The organism is Agrobacterium sp. M50-1 (genome assembly GCF_049843495.1).
In the GTDB taxonomy this organism is placed as follows: Bacteria; Pseudomonadota; Alphaproteobacteria; order Rhizobiales; family Rhizobiaceae; genus Agrobacterium; species Agrobacterium radiobacter.
In genome coordinates this window covers 841,765-865,431 of record NZ_JBBHZH010000001.1, presented here as the reverse complement: position 1 = coordinate 865,431, position 23,667 = coordinate 841,765, and the positions used below count along the sequence as shown (strand labels likewise).

Annotated in this window: 20 protein-coding genes; 13 read left to right on the top strand and 7 right to left on the bottom strand. The window is 59.5% G+C overall.

Annotated elements, in window-relative coordinates:
• Positions 1 to 327 precede the first annotated feature (327 nt).
• The 3 genes from WDZ78_RS03915 to WDZ78_RS03905 all read left to right on the top strand — a co-directional run bounded on the left by WDZ78_RS03915 (position 328) and on the right by WDZ78_RS03905 (position 2,141).
• Positions 328 to 540: a hypothetical protein gene (locus WDZ78_RS03915; RefSeq protein WP_026363407.1), complete on the top strand. Its 213-nt coding sequence runs from the start codon at positions 328 to 330 to the stop codon at positions 538 to 540.
• Between the two features lie 65 nt (positions 541 to 605).
• The gene (locus WDZ78_RS03910) at positions 606 to 890 is read left to right on the top strand and encodes a hypothetical protein (RefSeq protein WP_026363406.1); all 285 of its coding nucleotides are present in this window, start codon (positions 606 to 608) and stop codon (positions 888 to 890) included.
• A 51-nt stretch (positions 891 to 941) separates the two neighbouring features.
• The gene (locus WDZ78_RS03905) at positions 942 to 2,141 is read left to right on the top strand and encodes a low temperature requirement protein A (protein ID WP_425672371.1); all 1,200 of its coding nucleotides are present in this window, start codon (positions 942 to 944) and stop codon (positions 2,139 to 2,141) included.
• Positions 2,142 to 2,148: 7 nt separating this feature from the next.
• Here the strand turns inward: WDZ78_RS03905 and WDZ78_RS03900 are convergent, their stop codons facing one another.
• Positions 2,149 to 3,618 (bottom strand): glycosyl transferase family protein, encoded by a 1,470-nt coding sequence (locus WDZ78_RS03900; protein WP_425672370.1) that lies wholly within the window; start codon positions 3,616 to 3,618, stop codon positions 2,149 to 2,151.
• 147 nt (positions 3,619 to 3,765) lie between these two features.
• On the opposite strand from WDZ78_RS03900, the gene WDZ78_RS03895 reads away from it, so the two are divergent.
• Positions 3,766 to 5,874, top strand: coding sequence for a TonB-dependent receptor domain-containing protein (locus WDZ78_RS03895; protein WP_425672369.1), 2,109 nt, complete (start codon positions 3,766 to 3,768; stop codon positions 5,872 to 5,874).
• A gap of 158 nt (positions 5,875 to 6,032) precedes the next feature.
• Positions 6,033 to 6,488: a redox-sensitive transcriptional activator SoxR gene (soxR, locus tag WDZ78_RS03890; RefSeq protein ID WP_425672368.1), complete on the top strand. Its 456-nt coding sequence runs from the start codon at positions 6,033 to 6,035 to the stop codon at positions 6,486 to 6,488.
• 29 nt (positions 6,489 to 6,517) lie between these two features.
• Here the strand turns inward: soxR and amyA are convergent, their stop codons facing one another.
• From amyA to WDZ78_RS03860, 6 genes are all read right to left on the bottom strand, one after another.
• On the bottom strand, positions 6,518 to 8,005 hold the full coding sequence (amyA, locus tag WDZ78_RS03885) for an alpha-amylase (protein WP_425672367.1): 1,488 nt from the start codon (positions 8,003 to 8,005) through the stop codon (positions 6,518 to 6,520).
• 111 nt (positions 8,006 to 8,116) lie between these two features.
• Complete coding sequence (locus tag WDZ78_RS03880) at positions 8,117 to 9,850, bottom strand: acetyl/propionyl/methylcrotonyl-CoA carboxylase subunit alpha (protein WP_425672366.1); 1,734 nt, start codon at positions 9,848 to 9,850, stop codon at positions 8,117 to 8,119.
• Positions 9,851 to 9,867: 17 nt separating this feature from the next.
• Positions 9,868 to 11,463 carry a 5-oxoprolinase/urea amidolyase family protein gene (locus WDZ78_RS03875; RefSeq protein ID WP_425672395.1) on the bottom strand — a complete coding sequence of 532 codons (1,596 nt, stop codon included), beginning with the start codon at positions 11,461 to 11,463 and terminating at the stop codon, positions 9,868 to 9,870.
• Positions 11,464 to 11,470: 7 nt separating this feature from the next.
• Positions 11,471 to 12,280, bottom strand: coding sequence for a putative hydro-lyase (locus WDZ78_RS03870; RefSeq protein ID WP_425672365.1), 810 nt, complete (start codon positions 12,278 to 12,280; stop codon positions 11,471 to 11,473).
• 11 nt (positions 12,281 to 12,291) lie between these two features.
• Complete coding sequence (locus tag WDZ78_RS03865) at positions 12,292 to 13,059, bottom strand: LamB/YcsF family protein (protein ID WP_425672364.1); 768 nt, start codon at positions 13,057 to 13,059, stop codon at positions 12,292 to 12,294.
• 19 nt (positions 13,060 to 13,078) lie between these two features.
• Positions 13,079 to 14,320, bottom strand: a complete 1,242-nt coding sequence (locus WDZ78_RS03860; RefSeq protein WP_425672363.1) for an NRAMP family divalent metal transporter — start codon at positions 14,318 to 14,320, stop codon at positions 13,079 to 13,081.
• Between the two features lie 266 nt (positions 14,321 to 14,586).
• Between WDZ78_RS03860 and WDZ78_RS03855 the strand changes: the two genes are divergently transcribed.
• From WDZ78_RS03855 to nirD, 8 genes are all read left to right on the top strand, one after another.
• Complete coding sequence (locus WDZ78_RS03855; RefSeq protein ID WP_020009214.1) at positions 14,587 to 15,252, top strand: GntR family transcriptional regulator; 666 nt, start codon at positions 14,587 to 14,589, stop codon at positions 15,250 to 15,252.
• A 102-nt stretch (positions 15,253 to 15,354) separates the two neighbouring features.
• Entirely contained in the window at positions 15,355 to 15,942 is a 588-nt protein-coding gene (locus tag WDZ78_RS03850) for an ANTAR domain-containing response regulator (protein WP_034500932.1), read from the top strand.
• Positions 15,943 to 15,977: 35 nt separating this feature from the next.
• Entirely contained in the window at positions 15,978 to 17,273 is a 1,296-nt protein-coding gene (locus tag WDZ78_RS03845) for a CmpA/NrtA family ABC transporter substrate-binding protein (RefSeq protein WP_425672362.1), read from the top strand.
• Between the two features lie 378 nt (positions 17,274 to 17,651).
• Complete coding sequence (locus WDZ78_RS03840; RefSeq protein ID WP_425672361.1) at positions 17,652 to 18,944, top strand: CmpA/NrtA family ABC transporter substrate-binding protein; 1,293 nt, start codon at positions 17,652 to 17,654, stop codon at positions 18,942 to 18,944.
• A 113-nt stretch (positions 18,945 to 19,057) separates the two neighbouring features.
• Positions 19,058 to 19,951: a nitrate ABC transporter permease gene (gene ntrB / locus WDZ78_RS03835; RefSeq protein ID WP_425672360.1), complete on the top strand. Its 894-nt coding sequence runs from the start codon at positions 19,058 to 19,060 to the stop codon at positions 19,949 to 19,951.
• A 13-nt stretch (positions 19,952 to 19,964) separates the two neighbouring features.
• Positions 19,965 to 20,762, top strand: coding sequence for an ABC transporter ATP-binding protein (locus tag WDZ78_RS03830; protein WP_035225183.1), 798 nt, complete (start codon positions 19,965 to 19,967; stop codon positions 20,760 to 20,762).
• 5 nt (positions 20,763 to 20,767) lie between these two features.
• Positions 20,768 to 23,215, top strand: a complete 2,448-nt coding sequence (nirB, locus tag WDZ78_RS03825) for a nitrite reductase large subunit NirB (RefSeq protein WP_425672359.1) — start codon at positions 20,768 to 20,770, stop codon at positions 23,213 to 23,215.
• A 5-nt stretch (positions 23,216 to 23,220) separates the two neighbouring features.
• Positions 23,221 to 23,556, top strand: a complete 336-nt coding sequence (gene nirD / locus WDZ78_RS03820) for a nitrite reductase small subunit NirD (protein WP_003505867.1) — start codon at positions 23,221 to 23,223, stop codon at positions 23,554 to 23,556.
• The last annotated feature ends 111 nt before the right edge of the window (positions 23,557 to 23,667 follow it).

Genomic DNA, 23,667 nt, shown 5'->3' with positions numbered 1-23,667 from the left:
ATGGTTAATGCAGGGTAATGAAAACTAACTTCGAATTAGCTTTCGTTTGCGTTTTTCCATGATTGGTTTCAATCGCTTGAGTCAGGGATATTTTTCGTCGGAATTGCGCCGACAAGGGCAGAAAGTGCAATCTATATGCACCGATCACCCCCTCAAAGTGGGCATGTAGCACCGGATAAAAAGCATGTCCGGCTGCTGGAAAACCGGGGATGAAATCCACGGGAATGCACACACAGCGGCAATGGGACTTGGGTGGAGGCGGGCGACGTTGAACTTTCCGCAAGGTCCCGCGTTTGCGCTTCATTGCTTAAACGGATGGCTGAGCCGATGAATTTTCCGGACGATATGGAACTGGCCGTCGCTCTCTATATGGCGGACAACGCTTTGCCCCGGGACAGGGCCATTGAAAAGCTGCTAAGGGCGGAGCTCGAAAACGCTGGCCATCTTCCCGGCGGCCAAGGTCGACCGCCCGAAATCATCGACGGGCAACCGAGCGCGGACTATGTCCAATATAGCTCCTACCTTGATGAGGACACCTGAAAGGGGCGGAACCAAAGCGGGCGAGGGCTGTTTATGGCGCAAACAATTGTGCCAGGATGCGTCCCATGTTTCCAAGATCATTTTTTCTCGCAGCCGCGTTCGCCACCATGACCGGGCCGCCAGTAATTGCCCAACCCCTTGAGGTCAGTACGCTCGAGGTTTCCAGGGCGGATAGCACCACACTTCCGCCAAAGGTCTTGGCCCCGAACTACATCACCGATGTTTCGGGAAAAAAGGTTCGTCTGGTCGGGCCGCGTTTTTATCCCGACAGTGCGCGGTCGCTGGAGTTTCCCGGTCGAAAATTGAATCCGGTCGAAGCGGGCGGCGAAGAGATTTTCTCCCAACGGTGAGGCCATTGGTGAGCGGACGTATCGCGACGACCAACATTTGACGGGGATGGCATGAGAGCCAAGGGCGAGACTTATTCACGCAAGGCGGATGGGGAAAGCTGGATAAGGCAGGAGGGCCAGGATGCCGGAAAGGCCAGTTTCCCCGAACTGTTCTTCGATCTGGTCTTTGTTTTCGCGCTGATCCAGCTCTCCCACGCCCTCGCCAAGGATTTTGGGCCGACGGCCGCGCTTGAAGCGGGCATCCTGATATTATCGCTTTGGTGGTTATGGATACACACCACCTGGATTACAAACCTGCTGAACACGGAAAAGGAACCGGTCAGGATTTTGCTGTTTGTCCTGATGTTCGGTGGCGTTTTGCTCGCCATCGCGCTGCCGGAGGCTTTTGCGGAACAGGGCCTAGTCTTCGCCCTGATCTACAGCGTGATGCAGGTGGGGCGGAGCCTCTTTGCGCTATTTGCTTTCAAGGACGAAGACCGGCAGTCCTTTCTGGTCTTTGTGCGCGTGACAATCTGGCTCGCGGTATCAAGCCTGTTCTGGCTGGCCGGCGGGCTTGTCGATCTGGCGGATCGCATTCTCCTGTGGGGCATCGCGCTTGCAATCGAATATGCCGGCCCCGCCTGCCGTTATGTCGTACCGGGCTTGGCCTCAAGCGACGAGGACAGGCTACATCTTTCCGGCGAGCATCTGGCGGAGCGATGTGCGCTCTTCGTCATCATCTGTCTTGGGGAAACGATCCTCACCACCGGGCGCACGGCCACGGAATATATGAATTCGGGCCTGACATTCATCGTCTTCTGCTCGGCCTTCGTCAGCACCGTGGCGATGTGGTGGATTTATTTCCATCATGGGCAGGAAGAGGCTTCGCGAAAAGCCGAGAACGCCGAAGAAAAAGCGAAGATTGCCCATAATCTTTTTAACTACGGGCATTTGCCTATTGTAGCCGGCATTATTCTGACGGCAGTAGGTGAGGATTTCAGCCTTTCCCATGCGCGAGAGGGCGCAACGATGCGGGAGGCGATCGCCATTCTCGGCGGTCCCGTCCTGTTTCTGTCCGGCAATATCGGCGTCAAGATTGCCGCCGCCTATCAGCGGCCGGTTTCGCATTTTGCCGGCGTGGCGGCGCTCTGCCTGTTTTTGCCGGTGCCGGGTATTCCGCTTTTTGTGCTGCAGCTGGCAAGCACGGGAATTCTCCTGCTCGTCGCCCTCTGGGAATATCTGGCGCTGAAAAAAGCAGGCAGCAATGCCTGACGGCTAATCACCCATTGGCAAGATTACGCGCCCTGTCGTTCCAGAGCCGAAGGCTGCGCGCATAGGCTTCCTCAAAGGGCAGGGTCATATCATTGACCAGCATCAGCGCGATAGCGGCGGTGGAAATGATGATGGTTTCGGCTCTTTCGTCCCTCGCCGCCCCCGTCCAGACCGCCCGCCAATATTCGAAGGTGGTGAACATGGTCGGCATTTCGGCCGGCGGCGCCTCGCGGGCGGGAATGAGGAATTCCACATCCCTGCCCTTTGCAAGGCCAAAAATCCGGGTGGTGCGAAAAGGGGTAAATTGCGCAAAATCCCGCGTATTGCCGAGAATGGCGAGGTTTTCCACCGAAAGCAGCCGCGCCGTGTCCCGGTGAAGTTCCTGATAGGATGGCCGGGCGACGCCGATGATAGTGCTTCGGGCGCGAAGCGGGTTGAGAAGATGGACGACCGTGTTGAGCGGCAGGCGCATCTCCAGAATGCCATGCAGGCCGAGCAGGCTCTGAAATTGTAGAGATAAGCCACCGATCGGCAGATAGGCGATACGTTCTGAGGATGTAGCTTCGGCCGCCTGCGAAAGCGAGTGGCAAAGGGGAATGCCGCAGGCCTGTGCGGCAAGTTCAAGCTTGCCGCCATTTTCGCCCTGACCCACATGGCCGTGCAACAGAACGCTGTATCCCGCCATGGAAACCAGACGGGCGGAATGCAGGAACCACGGCGCATCGCGATGTTTCGGCGACATGTAGGCCGGCCAGTCGAGATCCGCCGCTGCCGGCTGCTGCCGATCTCTTTCGATATGTTGCCACATGGCCTCGATGAAACCGGCAAGTTCGGCTGCGGTCACACCGCGATAATGCATGGTGGCGAGCAGCGCGCCGATCTGTATGGGATCGGCATCGCCCTCGAGAATGATCGACAGCGCATCCATCGCCTCGTCTTGGGCGAGTGGCCGGCTGTTGCCGATGCCCATTGCCGAGGTCGCGATATATTTGGCAAGCCGGTGCCGCGGATCGGAATTGTGTCCGATGCGGGCGAGGCGGTCGGCAATATTTTCCGGTGTCGGCTGGCCTTCGAGAAGAACGCTGGGGCGAAGCGAAAGCGGCGGCGCCTTCATCAATACCGGCTGTTCCCAACCGCTTTTATCGAGGGCGGCCGGCGCCTCCGGTCTGTCCTGCGAATAGTCGATCAGATTTTCGGCCTCCGCCGCCAGCGATCGAATGCGCAGCCGCATATTCTCCGCAAAGGGGGTAGGGCGCAGGCCCTGGCCAGTACGCAAAAAAAGCTGGTCTCCGTATCTCTCCCGGAGCTGCTGCAGGATGCGGCTCATCGAAGATGTCGGCAGTCCCATGCCCGCAGCAGCGCGGCTGACACTGCCTTCCCGCAACAACGCATCAAAAGCGACAAGTAATTTCAGCTGTCCAAGCCTGTCGGGTTTTGTCGTGGAGGCTGGTTCTTCTTTTCTCTTGCCGGTTGTCATTTTGCGATTTTTTTACTCCGCCGCTCATTCGGGGAGCCCTTTTTGCAATTTCTGGAATTTAGAACTGTTCGAAAACAAACGCGTTGCGCCCGCACCCCCTCCTAAATAAGTGGGGTTAAATTCTCAAGTTAAATGCGGGGGCGTAACATGGAATTGAAGTACCGCGGTCAGAACAGAGCTGCGACAATAATAAAGACCGGTGTTTCTGCAGCAATGGCTGGCACGGCTTTGAGCCTTGCTCTGCCGGCATTTGCGCAGCAGGCGTCCGAGGGAACCACGGTTCTTCAGCAGATTGTGGTCACCGCATCCGGCTTCGAGCAGAATGTGAAGGATGCTCCGGCCAGCATAACGGTTGTCACGCGGGAAGATCTGGAAAAGGGCTCCTATCGCGATCTGACCGATGCCCTGCGCGAAGTTCAGGGCGTGTCCGTCACCGGCATTGCCAATGAAAAGGATATTTTCATTCGCGGATTGCCCGGCGCCTACACGCTGGTTCTGGTTGACGGCAAGCGGCAGAGCACACGCGATGCCCGAACCAACGGCAATTCCGGCTTCGAACAGAGTTTCGTGCCGCCGGTATCGGCGATCGAACGCATCGAAGTGGTGCGTGGGCCGATGTCCTCGCTTTACGGTTCGGATGCCATGGGCGGCGTCATCAACATCATCACCCGTAAGGTTGGCGATGTCTGGTCCGGCTCGGTCACCACCGAAGGCACGGTTCAGCAACATTCCAAGTTCGGTAATAGCGGCCAGGTCTCCTGGTATGCAAACGGACCGATCCTGAAGGACCAGCTCGGCCTGCAGGTCTGGGGCAGGGGCTTCACGCGCGGCGAAGACCGTATTCTGAACGGCACCACGGGCGCCAAGGAATATGATTTCAACGGCCGCCTGACATTCACGCCGAATGAAGATCATGACATCTATCTCGAAGGTGGCAAGACGCGGCTGCGTCGCGACGCCGAACCCGGCGAGACGCTCGCAGCGACGGATGCCAACGGCACCTACAACACTAATACGCGTGACCACTGGTCCCTGTCGCATACCGGCCGCTGGGGGCCGACCACATCCGAATTCTCGTTCCAGCAGGAATGGGCGGAGCGCACCAACTTCACCAGAAATATCCGCACGGGCCTCGTGACCGAAAACCCGCGCTCGCCGCAGGTGCGCAACACCGTTCTCGACGGCAAGTTCACCACGCCCTTCGAATTGTTCGGCAACCACACGCTGGTCACAGGCGGACAATATTTCGAGGCGCGGCTGACGGACCAGAACCCGGGACGCCGCACCGGTCGCGACGAGACATTTTCGGCGACGCAATGGGCGCTCTTCCTCGAGGATGAATGGCGCATTGTCGATAATTTCGCGCTGACGGGCGGTCTTCGTCTCGATAATCACGAGAAGTATGGCAATCATTTCAGCCCGCGCCTTTATGGCGTCTGGAGTGCAACCGAAGATCTGACCATCAAGGGCGGCATTTCCACCGGTTTCCGCGCCCCGGAAATCCGCCAGATCGCGCCGGGTTATGCTTATACGACGGGCGGCGGCGGCTGCAGCTATGGTCCGAGCGGCACCTGCGGCGTGATCATCGGTGATCCCAACCTCGAAGCGGAAAAGAGCACGAGCTATGAAGTCGCCGCCCTTTGGGACAATGGCGACGTCGCTCTCGGGGCCACCTATTTCTACACCGATTTCAAGGACAAGATCTCCAACGCGCTGGTGCTTAATCCGGATGGGACGCCGGCCCGCTGGAGCGAAGACCGCAACTATCGTCTCTGGTATAACTACAACATCGACGATGCGGTCATTCAGGGTGTGGAGCTGACGGCGACCTGGTATGCGACGCCGGAACTGACGCTACGCGGCAACTATACCTATACGCATTCCGAACAGAAGACTGGTGACTATGAAGGTTTCCCGCTAGCACGGACACCTGAACATATGGCCAATCTGCGCGGCGACTGGGTGACCCCGATCGATGGTCTGGAAGCCTGGGCCTCGCTGAATTACCACGGATCGGAAATCAATGCCGGCCCGCGCATCGGCACGAACGGCACGCCGGTGACGATCAATGGCAAGGCCGGTCGCAAATATGACGCCTACACCACGCTGGACATCGGGGCGAAATATGCGGTCGCCGAAAATGTCGACCTCAATGCCGCCATCTACAATGTCTTCGACAAGGATGTCGGCACCGATGATTTCAACACCGTCATGGAAGGCCGCCGTTTCTGGATCAGCATGACAGCCAAGTTCTGATCTGGACACAGTCACAGAGATTCAGAGGCGCCCTTGGGCGCCTCTTTTTTTGAACGTTCGTCTATTGACCTCAACTATGGTTGAGGAATTATACCGGCTGCTCTTCACTGTGTTTCCGCGTTTTCCGAGCGGAAATCGTGCCGGAAGCAGGAGCCAGAATGGAAAATACCGTATTCAAACACAGTCTGACGGTCGGTGAGGTTGCCCGTCGCAGCGGCATCGCCGTCTCCACAATCCATTTTTATGAAACGAAAGGATTGATCGAGGGCTGGCGCACCGCCGGTAACCAGCGTCGTTATCATCGTGCTGTTCTGAGACGCATCGCCATCATCCGCATCGCGCAGCGCGCCGGGATACAGCTCAGCACTATCAGGGACGCGATGGCCGATCTGCCGCAGGATCGGGTGGCGACGACGGCCGATTGGCGCAGGTTCTCCCAATCCTGGCGGGAAATGCTCCAGCTTCGCATCAACAACCTGATCATGCTGCGCGATCAGCTGACCGGCTGTATCGGTTGCGGATGCCTTTCGCTGGATGATTGTCCGTTACGCAATCCGAATGATGTTCTGGCCGATGACGGCGCGGGTCCGCGCCGTCTCGTGTCCGCCGAGTGAGCAGAAGTTTCGGGATGGGACGATTGTCCTCACTCGGATTCGGCTGGAACCCAAACGCTGACGCTGCCGCCATTGGTGGGAAAGACGCCCTTGCCGCTCTCATCAAGGGTAATATGTTCTTCCCGGTGCCCCAGAAAGTCGCGCCAGACCGCCCCGGCGTGATCGGGACCGAGATCGATCTGCTTTTCCGCCGGCTCGCCATTCGACATCACCACCACGCAGCCCGGCGCATCGGCGGTACCGTTGCGAATAAAGGCAATGCAGCTCGGGTCGTCGAAAATATCCGTCTGGGCTCCGTTGGCGAAACGGCTTCGGGCCTCGATAAGCGCCGGCAGGCATTCGATGGCGGGAATGATGATCTCGTGTTCGTTGCCGTCATTGCCGGTGTCGGTATAACCAGTGCCGAACAGATCCGGATAAAAGACGCAGGGCACGCCCTCTTCGCGCAGTAGAATGATAGCGTAAGCCAGCGGCTTGAACCAGGGTTCCACCGGTGCTTCCAGCGATTGCAGCGGCTGCGTGTCGTGATTATCGACGAGCGTGACGGCATGGTCGGGAACGGCGGAGACAAGCGAGCCGTCGAAGATGCTGCGCATGTCGAAATCACCACCCTGTTTCGAGGCGTCGTGAAAGCGGTGATGAAGGGCGACGTCGAAAAGCATGAGCTGCTTGTCGACCAGCTCAAGATAGCTTTTCAGCGCCTCGAGATCGGGGTGCCAATATTCCGCCACGACGAACAGATCCGGATCGACCGTTTCGCGCATATGGCCGACCCAATCGCGGAAGAACCAGGCCGGGATGTGTTTTGCGGCGTCCAGACGAAAGCCATCAACCTGTACCTGCTCGGAGAGCCAGCGGCCCCAATATTTGAGTTCCTCGTAAACCGCCCGGTTTCTGAACTCGACATCCGCGCCCATCAGATAGTCGAAATTGCCGTTTTCCTGATCGACTTCCTCATTCCATTCCCCATCGCCATATTCGTTGACGAGGCGGAAAATGCCGTCTTCGGTCGGCTCCTCGATATGGTCGACACCGCTGAAGCACTTCAGGTCCCAGATGAATTTGGAATGTTTGCCGTTGCGGCCGGGAAAGGTGAAGCGTGTATAGGCAAGCGCCTGAAAGTCTTCATCGTCTATTTCGGTGCGGTCTTCGGGATTGACGCGGCGAACCCGTACCTTTTCCTTCTCGTCGGCACCCATCTTGTGATTGAGAACGACATCGTGAATGACACGGATGCCATTCTCCTTCAGCGTCTTGCCCGCATGTTCAAGGGCGGCGCGATCACCATATTTGGTGGCGACGGTGCCCTTCTGGTCAAATTCGCCGAGATCAAAGAGATCGTAGGTGTCATAACCCACCGAATAACCGCCGGCGGCGCCCTTGTAGGCGGGCGGCAGCCAAACGTCGGTGATACCCATTTTCGCAAGGCTTTCGGCCTTTTCCGCCACCTCGCTCCATAATTTCCCTCCGTCCGGATAATACCAATGGAAGAACTGAAGCAAGGTGCGTCCGGCCATATTTCCCTCACGATGGTTAGCAGGTCGCGCCATAAACGGCCCGGCGGCGAAAGGGTTCCGCCGCCGGCGATGCGCGATCTGCAATTGTGAGGCCGATGGCCCGGCCGTATATTAGCCGGCTATGTCGATAAGGGTGGCACCCGCCTGCAGATAGTCGCCTTCCTTGACGATCAGACGGACTTTACCGGCCTTGGGGGCGACAATCTGCGTCTCCATCTTCATGGCTTCCATCACGGCCAGAAGATCGCCTTGCGAAACCGTGTCGCCGTCTTCCACCTTGAAGGACTGCAAGGTGCCGGAAACCGGGGCGAGGATTTCACCTTCCTTTTCCTTGGTGGCGGCGGTGTCCGGAACAGCCGCGCTGCTGCCGCTAACGGCACCGAGACTGGAAAGCAGCAGGCTGGGCAGGCCAACCGATACGCGCTTGCCGTCGATTTCCAGAAAAGTGCGAGTAACGGAAGGGTCGTCGGCCTGTGCCGGTCGTTCCATCGCATCCGGCATGGCGGCGAAATCGGTCTCGATCCAGCGGGTATGAACCTTGAACCCATCCGTGCCGATGAAGTCTTCGGTTTCGATCGCGGCGCGATGAAATGGCAGCACCGTGGCGATGCCTTCGATGCGGAACTCCTTCAGCGCGCGGCGGGCGCGACGCAGGACCTGATCGCGGTCGGCACCGGTGACGATCAGCTTCGCCATCAGCGAGTCGAATACGCCAGGCACGCTGGAGCCGCTGACGACACCGCTATCCACACGAATCCCGGGACCTGAAGGTGCGTCGAAAACCGAGATCGAGCCGGGTGTGGGCAGGAAACCCCGGCCGGGATCTTCGGCATTGATGCGGAACTCCATGGAGTGGCCACGCGGTTCCGGCGTTTCGAGCACCCGTAGCTTGTGGCCTTCGGCAATGCGGAACTGTTCGATGACGAGATCGATGCCTGTGGTTTCCTCGGTAACCGGATGTTCCACCTGCAGGCGCGTATTGACCTCGAGGAAAGAAATCGTGCCGTCGACGCCGAGAAGGAATTCGACGGTGCCGGCGCCGGAATAACCTGCAGCGGCGCAGATCGCCTTGGCGGCCGCGTGGATTTTCTGACGCTGTTCGGCGGACAGGAAGGGGGCAGGGGCTTCTTCGATCAGTTTCTGGTTCCGGCGCTGCAGCGAGCAGTCGCGGGTGCCGAGTACCAGCACATTGCCGTGCTTGTCGGCGAGAACCTGCGCCTCGATATGGCGCGGCCGGTCAAGGAAACGTTCGAGGAAGCACTCGCCGCGGCCGAAAGCGGCTGTCGCCTCGCGCACGGCGGATTCGTAGAGATCGGCGATCTCTTCCATCTTCCACGCAACCTTCAGGCCGCGACCACCGCCGCCATGCGCTGCCTTGATGGCGACGGGCAGGCCGTGTTCTTCGGCAAAGGCGGTGACTTCGGCGGCGGAAGAGACCGGGCCGTCACTGCCCGCAACCAGCGGTGCTCCTACGCCAGTGGCGATGCGCCTCGCCTCGACCTTGTCGCCCAATGCTTCGATAACCTGCGGGTTCGGGCCGATCCAGATCAAGCCGGCATCAAGCACGGCCTGCGCGAATTCAGCACGCTCGGACAGGAAGCCGTAGCCGGGATGCACGGCATCCGCGCCGGCACGTTTGGCAATCGCGATCAGCTTGGTGATATCGAGATAGGTCTCGGCCGGGCGCACGCCTTCCAGCGCATAGGCTTCATCCGCCAGCCGGACGAAAAGCGCATCCTGATCGGGATCGGCATAAACGGCGACCGATTGCAGGCCATAATCGCGACATGCGCGGATGATGCGCACCGCGATCTCGCCGCGATTGGCAATCAGCACTTTTTTCATCGCTCTTCTCCTCGGAATTATGTGTTCTTGGCCGCGATTTCGGCGAATGGGCCGATCGGGCGGAATTTGATTTTGGCGTTGACGGGGATCTGCCCGGCAAGATCGAGATGATATTCCGCCACCGCGCCGATGACGGGATAACCGCCGGTCAGCGGGTGATCGGCAAGGAAGAGAACCGGCTGGCCGCTATGCGGTATCTGGATCGCCCCCGTCGCCGTGCCTTCGCTCGGCAGTTCGGCGCTGTCCTTGCGTTCCACCGGCACTTCGCCGGCGAGGCGGATGCCGACGCGGTTCGACTGCGGTGTGACCTGCCAGAGCTGGCCGGTCAGCGTCTCGATACCCTTCTGCGTGAACCAGTCGGTGCGGGGGCCGAGAACGACGTCCAGTGTCACGACTTCACCGGTTGCCGGCGGTTCGAAGGCTGGAACCTCGTTGATCGATACACTGGAAAGGCCGGACTTCTCACCCTTGAGCGAAAGGACGGCGCCAGCGCCCACCGGCTCGGGACCGACGACAGCCAGCGTGTCCGTCGCGAAACTGCCAAGTACCGGCTCAACATCAAAGCCGCCGCGTACCGCAAGATAACAGCGCATGCCCTTCGGCGGCTGGCCGAAAGTCACGACATCGCCGGGTTCGAGGGATACCGGGCCATCGGTCGTTGCCGCGAAGCTGCCATCCGCGGTGTTAATGGTGACGGGGCAGGGCGCACCGGCAATGCCGATGACAGTGCGGCTCGAACTCCTGAAGGAAAAACCGCCGAGCGTCAGTTCAAGGCACGGCGTATTAACCGGATTGCCGACGATGCGGTTTGCGGCGTTGAACGCACCGCGATCCAAGGCGCCTGAAGCCGATACACCCTGCCCGGTCTGGCCGAAGCGGCCGAGATCCTGGAAAATGGCCGGCATGGGTGCGGCGAGTACCTCGAAATGTGGGTCGTCCCTTGTCGGTTCTTTTTGGGAACTACGCGGTGCCGAGACTGGAATATTGACCGTCTTGCCGGCCTTGTTCACGTCGAAGAAACGCACCCGATAGCCGGGCTGGAAAAGTGCGCCGGGATCGCGGTCAATATCCCACATTTTCACCGGCGTCGTGCCGATGATCTGCCAGCCGCCGGGGCTGTTTTGCGGATAGACGCCGCTGAAGGCTCCAGCCAGTGCTACCGAACCCGCCGGAATGCGGGTGCGCGGGCTTTGACGGCGCGGCACATGCAGGGCCGGATCGCCGCCGACCAGATAACCGAAGCCGGGAGCGAAGCCGCAGAAGGCCACGGTGAATTCGCTTTCGGTATGGCGGCGGATGACCTCCTCGACGCTCATGCCGGTCAGTTCGGCAACATCGGCGAGGTCTTCGCCATTATAATGGACGGGGATTTCGACGAGATTGTCCGAAGGTGCAATTTTCGCCGAGAGATCGCGGCTTGCGAGCTGCGCGGCCAGCATCTCCGCGCCGATCTTTTCGGGGCGGAAACGGATCATCAACGTGCGGGCCGCAGGCACCGTCTCTTCGATGCCCTCGACCGGATCACTCTGAAGCGAGGCGAAAAGCGCCAGCGTTTCATCGAGATCGGCAAGTTCAACAAGAATGGTGGTGAGGCTGACGGGGAGAAAACGCATCATATCCTCACGCGTGATAGGCGGTGTCGGGAATATCGGTGATGAACATGTGCCCCGGCGCATGGGTAATCGCAAAAGGTACACCGGACGCCATGACCGCGGCCTGAGGGGTCACACCACATGCCCAGAAGACCGGGACCTCGCCCGGCTCGATCCGCACCGCATCACCGAAGTCGGGTTTGGCAAGATCGATGATGCCGATCTCTTCCGGCGCGCCAACATGCACGGGCGCGCCATGCACCGCCGGAAAACGTCCCGAAATGGTTGCCGCATCGGCGACACGCGACGCCGGGATCGGTCGCATGGAAACGACCATATTGCCCTTCAGCCGACCGGCCGGACGGCAGGGCCGGTTGGTGAGATACATCGGAACGTTGCTCTTGTCGGTCATGTGGCGGATTTCGATACCCGCTTCGACCATCGGCGTTTCGAAGGTGAAGCTGCAGCCGATCAGGAAGGCGACGAGATCATCGCGCTCCGCCCAGGCGGCAGTGGCATCAGCCGTTTCCTCGGCAAGCTTGCCGTCCCGCCAGATGCGGTAGAGCGGAAGGTCTGTCCTGAGATCGGCGCCGGGAGCCAGAAGCGTGGTGGGCGAGCCGGGATCGGAGACATCAAGCACCGGGCAGGGTTTGGGATTGCGCTGCGCATAAAGCAGGAAATCGAAAGCCCAGTCGCGCGGCAGCACGATCATGTTCGCCTGCGTGAAGCCGGGTGCGATGCCAGAGGTTGGGGCGACGAGGCCGTCGCGATAGATGGCGCGGGCCTTTCGCGCGGTCTCCGCGTCCGTGTGGTTGAGATAGGATGTCGGTATCGTCATCGGCTACCCTTTCAGCGATTGGATGCGAAGGAGCGGATGTCGATGCCATCAGCCTCGAAACGGCGGCGGATTTCCTGGGCGATGGCAACCGCGCCGGGGCTGTCGCCATGCACGCAGATGGATTGCGCCTCGATTTTTATGATGCTGCCATCGATTGCCTCCAGCGTGCCTTCGCGGGCGAGCTGCACCATACGGTCGGCGATCTTTGCCGCATCATGCAGGACGGCACCGGCTTCCCGGCGGGAAACGAGCTGGCCCTGAGGCGTATAGGCACGATCCGCAAAGGCTTCGGCAACGACGGCAAGACCGGACTTGCGGGCGAGATCGAGGATGGGCGCGTTGGCAAGGCCCATCAGCACCAGCGAGGCATCGACCGCCTTGATGCCGTCGATAACCGCCTGCCCCTGTTTTGTGTCGTTGGCGATGCGGTTGTAAAGCGCGCCATGTGGCTTGACGTATCGCACGGTGGTTCCGGCAGCGGCGGCAACGCCCTTCAGCGCGCCGATCTGGTAGATGACATCGGCAATGAGCTCTTCCGAGGTCACGTCAAGATCGCGGCGGCCGAAGCCGACGCGGTCCGGATAGGAGACATGGGCGCCGACGATCACGCCCTTTTCGGCGGCGGCCTTGACGGTGCGGTAAATGCCGGCCGGGTCGCCGGCGTGAAATCCGCAGGCGATGTTGGCGCTGGAAACGATGGCGAGCATCGCCTCATCGTCCCCCATGCTCCACGCACCGTAACTTTCGCCAAGATCGCTGTTGAGATCGATAGCGGCCATGTTTGCCTCCCTTTGTTTATTACAGGCCAAGCAGGCCGAAGATGGTGCCAGCGGACTTGTAGCCCATGTACCAGGTCAATGCGCAAGTCAGAACGCCGAGCAACAGCAGGATGCGCGGATAGCGGTAGCCACCCATCAGGTCTTCGCGTTTCCATGCCGCAAACAGGAAGATGCTGAGGCCGATCGGCAGGATGAGGCCGTTGAGGCCGCCGACGAAGACCAGCATGGCGGCGGGCGGGGTGGTGATCAGCAGGTAGCAGACGAGCGAGACTGCGATGAAAATGACCGTCGCCATATTGCGGGCACGCTCGCTCATATCCTGCTTGAAGACGGGCAGGAATGAAACGGAGGTATAGGCTGCGCCGATGACGCTGGTAATGGCCGCCGCCCAGAAGATGATGCCGAAGAGGCGGAAGCCGAGATCGCCGGCAGCCGAACGGAAGGCCTGCGCGGCGGGGTTGGCGGCCTGGCCCGACGTATCGATGATGACGCCGCTGGCGACAACGCCGAGAATGGCGAGAAACAGCACGTAACGCATGATGCCGGTGACGGCGATGCCGGTCAAAGCGGCGCGGTTGACGGCAGGCAGGTTTTCAATGCCTACCATGCCCCGGTCCAGCAGGCGGTGTGCGCCGGAATAGGTGATGTAGCCGCCAACGGTGCCGCCGACGATGGTGGTGATGGTTGCGAAATTGATCGTATCCGGCAGGAAGGTCTGGCGGAAGGCGTCGCCCACCGGCGGAGCGGAGACGAAGGCCACATACAGCGTCAGCACTATCATCAGAATGCCGGCGAAAATGATGAACCGGTCAATAGCGAGACCTGCCCGCTTGGAAACGAAGATGGCGATGGAAAATATCGCGCTGATGGCGCCGCCGATTTTCGGGTCCAGCCCGAAAATGGCGTTCAGGCCAAGGCCGGTGCCGCCGATATTACCGATATTGAAGAACAGGCCGCCGATGATGACGAGAATGGCGAGCAGATAGCCGGCGCCGGGAATGGCGGCATTCGCAATATCGGATGCGCGCATGCGCGTCAGCGTCACGATACGCCAGATATTCAGCTGGACGACGAAGTCGATGACGATGGAGGCAAGAATGCCGAAGGCGAAGGCTGCGCCGAGTTGAGTGGTGAATGTCGCCGTCTGGGTGATGAAGCCGGGACCGATGGCGGATGTCGCCATCAGGAAGATCGCTCCCATCAGGGACGCGCGTTTAGACATTTTCATATCGGCAGTCGGGGTGAGCTTTTTTTGCTCCATGGATTTTCTCCGCTCCTGTCGCAATCCGCCCCTCGCGGATGCTTTATGCGGCCGATCTTGTCCTGTTCCGCGAAATTGTCAATATTGTTCAACAATAAATAATAATCGTTCTCTTATTCTGTCTATTTGTTGGACGTTATGCGCATGAATTCATCACGTTTTTTTCGTGCTTTGCTAATGCTTTGTGCTATGGGCAATCATGCCGTGTCCGAAGATGCCTGTCACGGAATTCCCGATGCTGCATTGCTCTTAAGGAAAGGAGCGTCATGACGGAAACGATAGAGGGTCTGCCGCTTGCGGATCGATTGGCCAAGGGTATCCGCACCCTGCTGATCTCTGGCGAGTTGATGCCGGGGCAGCGCCTTTCAGAGGCAGCTTTCAGTGAACGTTTCGACGTCTCTCGCAATTCGCTGCGCGAAGCCTTCCGGCTTCTGACCAAGGACGGGCTTCTGCGCCATGAGGCAAATCGCGGCGTGTTCGTCGCCGTTCCCACCATGTCCTCGGTGATCGATATTTATCGGGTGCGACGCATGGTGGAATGCGGCGCGCTGCGTCAGGCCTGGCACAAGCATCCGGCTATCCGGACCATGCGCGCGGCGGTCGAGGATGCCAAGGTCAAGCGTGACGATGCCGACTGGCTGGGCGTGGGCAGCGCCAACATGAAGTTTCATGCTGCCGTCGTCGATCTCCTCGACAGCGCCCGTCTCAGCGATTTTTACGAGCGCATCGCCGCTGAACTCAGGCTTTGTTTCGGGCTTTTGAAAGATCCCGAACAGCTTCATTCCCCCTTTGTGGACATGAACAGCAAGATACTGTCGCTGATGGAAGAGGGAAAAGCTGGAGAGGCTGGCGACGAGATGGAAATTTATCTCAATCTTTCCGAACGAACGGTTTTGAAGGCGCTTGAACGCGCCGTAGAACACGCATCGTGACATGATGGGCGGCAGGGGAAAAAAACGGCCCTTGCCGCTCCATCCATTTTTTGCATCCGCAGCCGATTGCCAAGTTTGCTGCGCTGCGTCATCAATGCTGACATGACGCTTCGCGACCTGACCATTCTCGTTATAGACGAAAACGCGATCCGCGCCTCCATCATCGAGGAGGGGCTGCGGGAGGCCGGATATCACCGCGTCACGGTCATCCACGAGGTGAACGGGGTGGCGCGCACCATCGAGACGCTGCAGCCCGATGTCATCTTCATCGATCTGGAAAATCCCAATCGTGACATGATGGAGCATCTGTTCCAGCTCACCCGCACGGTCGGCCGCCCCATCGCCATGTTTGTCGATCGTTCGGACACCGCCTCCATTGAGGCCGCCGTCGAGGCGGGTGTTTCCGCCTATGTCGTCGACGGGCTGAAGAAAGAGCGGGTCAAGCCCATTCTCGATATGGCGGTCAGCCGCTTTAATGCTTTCAGCCGCCTGCAACGGGAACTTGCCGACGCCAAGTCGGCGCTTGAGGAACGCAAGGTCATCGAGCGCGCCAAGGGTATCCTGATGAAGATGCGTGGTCTTTCCGAAGAGGAGGCCTTTGCGCTTTTGCGCCAGACGGCGATGAACGAGAAAAAGAAGATTTCCGAGATCGCGCAAAGCGTGGTCACCGCGGCCGGTTTGTTGATGTGACGAACCGCCGGTCGGACAGTCAAGGAGTGCATGATATGGCGGCACCGGAAAGAACGGCCGGATCAGACAGCGGAGTAACGAAAGCCCCAGGCGCGCCGGCAATCGTCGGCAGCGACCGGCAAAAAATCCTGCGTGCCGGCTTTATCCCGCTTGTCGATGCATCAGTGCTGATCGCCGCTGCCGAATTCGGTTTTGCCGAACGCGAAGGACTTTCGCTCGATCTCGTCAAAGATGTCTCCTGGGCGAATGTGCGCGATCGACTGGCGTTCCGGCAATTTGATATCGCCCATATGCTGTCGCCGATGCCTGTCGCCTCCATGCTCGGGCTCGGCTCCAACCCATCGCCGACGATCACGCCTTTTTCGCTCGGACGCGGCGGCAATGCGATCACGCTTTCGACCCGCCTGTTTGCCCGGATGAAGGCTTTGACAGGGCTTTCCGAAATGGCGGGAGCACTCGAAAATGCCGAGGCGTTGAAGCGGGTGCTCGATGATATGCGGGCGCGCGGCGAACCGCCGCCGACACTGGGCATGACCTATCCGTTTTCATCGCATAATTACGAATTTCGCTATTGGCTCGCCGCCGGCGGCATTCACCCTGATCACGACGTCAAGCTTGTGGTGGTGCCGCCGCCATTGACGTCGGACGCGTTGGCCGCAGGGGCTATCGACGGTTTCTGCGTCGGCGCGCCTTGGAACATCGTCGCCGCCGAGCGCGGTGTCGGCCGTATCGTCGCCGCCAAGCAGGATTTATGGCCTTCCGCGCCGGAAAAGGTGATCGGCATGCGGCCCGATTGGGCGGAAAGCCAGCAGGACACGGTCGGTCGGCTGTTGACGGCGTTGGATGCCGCCGCTCGCTGGTGCGACCTTGCGGACAATCACGACGAGCTGAGCAGGGCGCTGGCCGATCCCCATTATATCGGCGCGCCGGAAAGCATCATTCGCCATGTGCTTGCCGGGGAGTTTAACATCGACAGTCAGGGCAACCGCCGGGTCATCGACAATTATTTCATCTTCCATGGCGGCCATGCCAATTATCCACGCCAGAGCCAGGCATTGTGGATTTACAGCCAGATGATCCGTTGGGGGCAGACGGAATTTTCTGAAGCGGGTGTGGAAGCTGCCCTGTCCGCCTACCGGCCGGATATTTATCGGGCGGCGCTGGGTGACGGCAATGCACCTGATGATGCCGATATCCGCATCGAAGGGCAGGAAGAGGAAGACCGTTTCGTGGACGGTTTCGTGTTCGATCCCGCCGATATCGCAGGCTATGTCAGCGGCTTTTCCGTGCGCACATCCGCGCCGTTTTCCCCGAATTCGGGAGAGGCGTGATTGGCGCCATGCCTCGCAGGCTGCGCAAATTTCAAGCGCGGTTTTTTTGCTTTGCACAATCGGAAGACAAAAAAGGTGCTGATTAAAATTTAATCACACGATGATATCTCAAAAATTATCTTTCATTTTCAATGATATAATACTTATTACGCAAACTGGCACGCCTCTTGCTTCTTTCTGTTTGCACCGGTCAACGGCGATCGGGGCGAGCAGGGCGCGGCATAGGCGCTTTCAAAGACATAGACGTCGCAAGGTTTTGCTGCCTGGAACACCTCCCGTTCCGCAGGCGCAAACACCGAGCGGCGTTTTTTTATTTTCAGGTTTTTTCGCAAGCGAAAGCGTCACCCGCAAAGGTGGCCCAATAAGGGGAACATGCGAATGAAAAAGATATTCTCGGGCGATATCAGCCGCCGCACGATACTGAAGACGACAGCCACCGCAGCCCTCGTCACCGCCGTGCGCACTGCCTTTCCGTCAGGTGCTTTCGCAGCCACCACCGAACCGGAGGTGAAAGGCGCGAAAATCGGCTTTATCGCGCTGACCGATGCCGCCCCGCTCATCATCGCGGCGGAAAAGGGCCTGTTTGCCAAACACGGCATGCCTGACGTCGAGGTTCTGAAGCAGGCATCCTGGGGGGCGACGCGCGACAATCTCGTGCTTGGCGGCGCATCCAACGGCATTGACGGCGCGCATATTCTGACGCCGATGCCCTATCTCATGCACACCGGCAAGGTGACCCAGAACAATGTGCCGGTGCCGATGACCATCCTCGCTCGCCTCAACCTCGACAGCCAGGGCATTTCCGTCGCCAGGGAATATGCCGAGACCGGCGTTCAACTCGATGCTTCCAAATTGAAGGCTGCTTTCGAGAAGAAGAAGGCCGAAGGCAAGGAAATCAAGGCCGCGATGACCTTCCCCGGCGGCACGCATGATCTGTGGATCCGCTACTGGCTCGCCGCCGGCGGCATCGATCCGGATAAGGACGTCTCCACCATCGTGGTTCCGCCGCCGCAGATGGTTGCCAATATGAAGGTCGGCAATATGGACGTCTTCTGTGTGGGCGAGCCGTGGAATGAACAGCTCGTCAATCAGGGCATCGGTTTTACTGCCTGTACCACCGGCGAACTCTGGAAGGGCCATCCGGAAAAGGCGCTCGGCATGCGCGCCGACTGGGTGGAAAAGAACCCGAACGCCACCAAGGCGCTGCTGATGGCCGTGATGGAGGCGCAGCAATGGTGCGATGAGATGGCGAACAAGGAGGAAATGTCCGCCATCCTCGGTAAACGCCAATGGTTTAACGTGCCGCCGAAGGATGTTCTCGGTCGCCTCAAGGGCAATATCAATTACGGCAACGGCCGCGTGCTCGAAAATACCGGCCTGCAGATGAAGTTCTGGCAGGACCATGCCTCCTATCCCTTCCGCAGCCATGACAGCTGGTTCATCGCGGAAAACATCCGTTGGGGCAAATTCGCGCCCGATACGGATGTGAAGGCGCTGGTTGCGAAGGTCAATCGCGAAGATATCTGGCGCGCGGCGGCCAAGGATCTCGGCGTTGCCGATCTTCCCGCCTCCACCTCGCGTGGCAAGGAAACCTTCTTCGACGGCAAGGTCTTCGATCCTGAAAATCCATCCGCCTATCTCGAAAGTCTGTCCATCAAGGCGGCCTCCTGAGGAGGAGACCCGGGCGTCGCTCCTCATCCGCCAGCAGCTCTGCCCAACCGGCGCTGCTGAAGACCGGATGAGGGGCGAGCCCAGACCGCAACCGAAATCAAGAGGAAATGCCCATGTCCGCATTGGCCCGAAAATTCAACGAAGAGCCGCAGCAGCCGGCGGCGCAGAAGGCAAACGTCGTGGCGCTTGCACCGAAACAGTCGCCGCGGATCGATCTGCGCAAATGGGGTGCTGCGGCGGCTCGTAACATCATACCGCCGCTTGTCGTTCTCGCCATGCTGCTCGGCGTCTGGCAGCTGCTCTGTTCCGCGCCCGGCTCCTCGCTGCCGCCGCCGAGCCAGGTCTTCGAGGAAAGCTACGATCTCATCGTATCGCCGTTTTTCCAGAATGGTTCGCAGGATATCGGCCTTGGGCTGCGCGTTCTGGTCTCGCTTGAGCGTGTGGCCTATGGTTTCGGCCTCGCCGCCATTGCCGGCATCATCCTCGGCGCGGTGATCGGCCAGTCGGTCTGGGCAATGCGCGGCCTTGATCCGATCTTTCAGGTGCTACGCACCGTGCCGCCGCTCGCCTGGCTGCCGCTTTCGCTGGCCGCCTTTCAGGACAGCAATCCATCGGCTATTTTCGTGATCTTCATCACTTCCATCTGGCCGGTCATCATCAATACGGCGGTCGGCGTGCGCAATATTCCGCAGGACTACCGCAATGTCGCCCAGGTGCTGCGGCTCAACCAGCTCGAATTTTTCTTCAAAATCATGCTGCCATCGGCCGCTCCTTACATCTTCACCGGCCTGCGCATCGGCATCGGTCTTTCATGGCTCGCCATCGTGGCTGCGGAAATGCTGACAGGCGGCGTCGGCATCGGCTTCTTCATCTGGGATGCGTGGAACTCCTCGCGCCTGCCCGACATCATCGTGGCGCTCGCCTATATCGGCGTTGTCGGCTTCATGCTCGACAAGCTTGTGGCGGCGCTCGGCAAGGTCATCACCCGCGGCGCTGCGGCGAATTGAGAGGGCCAATATTATGAACGCTTATCTGAAGCTCGATCACATCGACAAATATTTCGACAAGGGCGGCTCGCGCGCCGAGGTGCTGAAAGGCATCAACCTCACCATAGAAAAAGGCGAATTCGTCTCCGTCATCGGCCATTCCGGCTGCGGAAAATCCACCATGCTGAACCTCATCGCCGGGCTGACGAAGGTTTCCGCCGGTGCGGTGCTTCTCGAAAACCGGGAGGTTAATGAGCCCGGTCCGGAGCGCGCCGTCGTGTTTCAGAACCACAGCCTGCTGCCCTGGCTTTCGGTCTATGAAAACGTCAACCTCGCCGTGGAAAAAGTCTTCCGCAACACCAAGACCCGCGCCGAGCGGCATGACTGGGTGATGCGCAATCTCGATCTCGTGCAGATGGCCCATGCCAAGGACAAGAAACCTTCGGAAATTTCCGGCGGCATGAAACAGCGCGTCGGCATTGCCCGCGCGCTCGCCATGGAGCCGAAAATCCTGCTGCTGGATGAGCCCTTCGGCGCGCTGGACGCGCTGACCCGCGCTCATCTTCAGGACGCGGTGATGGAAATTCACGCCCGTCTCGGCAACACCATGGTCATGATCACCCATGATGTGGACGAGGCGGTGCTGCTTTCCGACCGCATCGTGATGATGACCAACGGGCCTGCCGCCCATATCGGCGAAGTGCTTGACGTGCCGCTGGCACGCCCGCGCAACCGCATCGAGCTTGCCTCCGACAAGACCTACCTTAAATGCCGCGAAGCCGTGCTGAAGTTCCTTTACGAACGTCACCGCTTCGTCGAAGCCGCGGAGTAACGACTATGGCGCAAAAACTCGTCATCATCGGCAATGGCATGGCGCCGGGGCGCATGCTGGAAAACCTGTTCGAAACCGCCCCCGGCCTTTACGACGTCACGATTTTCAACGCCGAACCGCGCGTCAATTACGACCGCATCATGCTCTCGCCGGTGCTTTCAGGCGAAAAGAGCTATGAGGACATCGTCATCCACAATGACGAATGGTATGCGGCTAATAATGTGACGCTGCACAAGGGCGCGAAGGTCACCGGCATCGACCGCGACAGGAAAACCGTGACCAGCGAAAACGGCATCACGGCCTCTTACGACAGGCTGGTGATCGCCACCGGCTCCCTGCCCTTCATCATCCCCGTTCCCGGCCATCAGTTGCCTGGTGTGCTTGCCTATCGCGATCTCGACGATGTGACGAAGATGCTGGAAATCGCCGAGGGCAAAGGCCGCGCCATCGTCATTGGCGCGGGTCTTCTCGGACTGGAAGCGGCTTACGGCCTGAAGCGTCAGGGCATGGATGTCACCGTCATCCATCTGATGCCGACGATCATGGAGCGCCAGCTCGATCCGGCAGCGGCCTATCTTCTGGAAAAGGCGCTGAACGAGCGCGGCATCGACATCATTACCAAGGCCAACACCAAGAGCATTCTCGGCGAGGAGAAGGTCGAAGGAATCGAGCTGGAAGACGGCCGCGTCATAAAAGGCGACATGGTGGTGATGGCGGTGGGCATCCGCCCCGCCTCCGGCCTTGCCAAGGAAGCCGGCATCGCCGTCAATCGCGGTATCGTGGTGGATGACGGCATGATGACGTCGGACGCTTCCATCTACGCACTCGGCGAATGCGCCGAGCATCGCGGCATGTGCTATGGCCTCGTTGCACCGCTTTATGAATCGGCCCGCGTGCTGGCCGATCGGCTTTGCGGCGGTTCGGCCGAATATCACGGCTCCGTCACCAATACGAAGCTGAAGGTCACCGGCATCAACCTGTTTTCCGCCGGCGATTTCGCGGAGGGCGACGACCGCGAGGAAATCGTGCTGCGTGACGCCACCGCCGGTGTCTACAAGCGCCTCATTCTCAAGGAAAACCGCATTATCGGTGCGGTTCTCTACGGCGAGACGGCGGATGGTTCGTGGTTCTTCGATCTGATGAAGAAATCGACCGATATTTCCGCCATGCGCGAAACCCTGATCTTCGGCCAGGCCTATCAGGGAGGGTCGCCGCTGGACCCTATGGCGGCCGTTGCAGCCTTGCCGGATGATGCGGAAATCTGCGGCTGCAACGGCGTCTGCAAGGGCAAGATCACCTCAGCCATCACCTCCAAGGGGCTGGCTTCTCTGGATGATGTGCGCGCTCACACAAAAGCCTCCGCCTCCTGCGGCAATTGCACCGGCCTCGTCGAACAATTGATGACGCTGACGCTCGGCGACAGCTACAATCCCGCTGCCGTGCAGCCCATGTGCAAATGCACCGATCTCGGCCATGACGATGTCCGTCGTCTGATCAAGGCCAAGGGCCTGAAGACCATTCCCGCCGTGATGCAGGAGCTGGAATGGAAAACCTCCTGCGGCTGCGCCAAGTGCCGCCCGGCACTCAATTATTACCTCGTCTGTGATTTTCCGGATGAATATGCCGACGATTATCAGTCGCGTTACATCAATGAGCGCGTTCACGCCAATATCCAGAAGGACGGCACCTATTCCGTCGTGCCGCGCATGTGGGGCGGCGTCACCTCTTCCTCCGAACTCCGGGCAATTGCGGATGTGGTCGACAAGTTCGAAATCCCGATGGTGAAAGTCACCGGCGGCCAGCGTATCGATCTTCTCGGCATCGAGAAAGAGGATTTGCCGGCGGTCTGGGCCGATCTCGGCAAGGCCGGTTTCATTTCCGGTCAGGCCTATGCCAAGGGACTTCGCACGGTGAAGACCTGCGTGGGCCAGCAATGGTGCCGTTTCGGCACGCAGGATTCCACCGGGCTTGGCATCCGCATCGAGAAATTCATGTGGGGTTCGTGGACGCCGGCCAAGCTTAAGCTTGCCGTTTCGGGCTGTCCGCGCAACTGCGCGGAGGCGACCTGCAAGGATATCGGCGTTATCTGCGTCGATTCCGGTTTCGAGATCCATTTCGCCGGCGCCGCCGGTCTCGATATCAAGGGCACGGAAGTCTTGGGCCTCGTCAAAACCGAGGACGAAGCGCTGGAGTATATCGTGGCGCTGACCCAGATGTACCGCGAACAGGCGCGTTACCTTGAGCGCATCTACAAATGGGCCAAGCGTATCGGCTACGACGAAGTCCGCCGCCAGATCATGGACGATGCTGACAAGCGCAAGGGCTATTTCGACCGCTTCGTCTTCAGCCAGAAATTCGCGCAGGTCGATCCCTGGTCCGAGCGTGTGTCCGGCCATGACAAGCATGAATTCAAACCGATGGCGGCAATCGGTTTCAGTGAGGCGGCGGAGTAAGAACGATGGACAGCAACTGGATCGATATTGGCGACATCTCCGACATCCCGCTGCGCGGCGCACGTTGCGTGAAAACGCCGATGGGCAAGATCGCCGTGTTCCGCACGGCGGAAAATCAGGTCTTCGCGATTGAGGATCATTGCCCGCATAAGGGCGGGCCGTTGTCTCAGGGCATCGTGCATGGGGCGTCGGTGACGTGTCCTTTGCACAATTGGGTCATTTCGCTGGAAACCGGCAAGGCTTTGGGGGCGGATGAGGGTGAGGTGAAGACTATCCCTGTCCGTAATCTCGATGGCCGGCTTTCCATCGCGCTTGAAACTCTGATGATTGCGGCGGAGTGAATTGCGATGGCGGCGATGGTACCCTCCTCTGCCCTGCCGGGCATCTCCCCCTCAAGGGGGGAGATCGACAAGGTGAATGCTCCCAGCATCTCTACGGGCGGCGGTGTACGC

Excerpts from the sequence above, each read along its gene's own strand:
- WDZ78_RS03915 (WP_026363407.1), top strand. The coding sequence starts at position 328 with ATGAATTTTCCGGACGATATGGAACTGGCCGTCGCTCTCTATATGGCG.
- WDZ78_RS03910 (WP_026363406.1), top strand. The coding sequence starts at position 606 with ATGTTTCCAAGATCATTTTTTCTCGCAGCCGCGTTCGCCACCATGACC.
- WDZ78_RS03905 (WP_425672371.1), top strand. The coding sequence starts at position 942 with ATGAGAGCCAAGGGCGAGACTTATTCACGCAAGGCGGATGGGGAAAGC.
- WDZ78_RS03900 (WP_425672370.1), bottom strand. The coding sequence starts at position 3,618 with ATGACAACCGGCAAGAGAAAAGAAGAACCAGCCTCCACGACAAAACCC.
- WDZ78_RS03895 (WP_425672369.1), top strand. The coding sequence starts at position 3,766 with ATGGAATTGAAGTACCGCGGTCAGAACAGAGCTGCGACAATAATAAAG.
- soxR (WP_425672368.1), top strand. The coding sequence starts at position 6,033 with ATGGAAAATACCGTATTCAAACACAGTCTGACGGTCGGTGAGGTTGCC.
- amyA (WP_425672367.1), bottom strand. The coding sequence starts at position 8,005 with ATGGCCGGACGCACCTTGCTTCAGTTCTTCCATTGGTATTATCCGGAC.
- WDZ78_RS03880 (WP_425672366.1), bottom strand. The coding sequence starts at position 9,850 with ATGAAAAAAGTGCTGATTGCCAATCGCGGCGAGATCGCGGTGCGCATC.
- WDZ78_RS03875 (WP_425672395.1), bottom strand. The coding sequence starts at position 11,463 with ATGCGTTTTCTCCCCGTCAGCCTCACCACCATTCTTGTTGAACTTGCC.
- WDZ78_RS03870 (WP_425672365.1), bottom strand. The coding sequence starts at position 12,280 with ATGACGATACCGACATCCTATCTCAACCACACGGACGCGGAGACCGCG.
- WDZ78_RS03865 (WP_425672364.1), bottom strand. The coding sequence starts at position 13,059 with ATGGCCGCTATCGATCTCAACAGCGATCTTGGCGAAAGTTACGGTGCG.
- WDZ78_RS03860 (WP_425672363.1), bottom strand. The coding sequence starts at position 14,320 with ATGGAGCAAAAAAAGCTCACCCCGACTGCCGATATGAAAATGTCTAAA.
- WDZ78_RS03855 (WP_020009214.1), top strand. The coding sequence starts at position 14,587 with ATGACGGAAACGATAGAGGGTCTGCCGCTTGCGGATCGATTGGCCAAG.
- WDZ78_RS03850 (WP_034500932.1), top strand. The coding sequence starts at position 15,355 with ATGACGCTTCGCGACCTGACCATTCTCGTTATAGACGAAAACGCGATC.
- WDZ78_RS03845 (WP_425672362.1), top strand. The coding sequence starts at position 15,978 with ATGGCGGCACCGGAAAGAACGGCCGGATCAGACAGCGGAGTAACGAAA.
- WDZ78_RS03840 (WP_425672361.1), top strand. The coding sequence starts at position 17,652 with ATGAAAAAGATATTCTCGGGCGATATCAGCCGCCGCACGATACTGAAG.
- ntrB (WP_425672360.1), top strand. The coding sequence starts at position 19,058 with ATGTCCGCATTGGCCCGAAAATTCAACGAAGAGCCGCAGCAGCCGGCG.
- WDZ78_RS03830 (WP_035225183.1), top strand. The coding sequence starts at position 19,965 with ATGAACGCTTATCTGAAGCTCGATCACATCGACAAATATTTCGACAAG.
- nirB (WP_425672359.1), top strand. The coding sequence starts at position 20,768 with ATGGCGCAAAAACTCGTCATCATCGGCAATGGCATGGCGCCGGGGCGC.
- nirD (WP_003505867.1), top strand. The coding sequence starts at position 23,221 with ATGGACAGCAACTGGATCGATATTGGCGACATCTCCGACATCCCGCTG.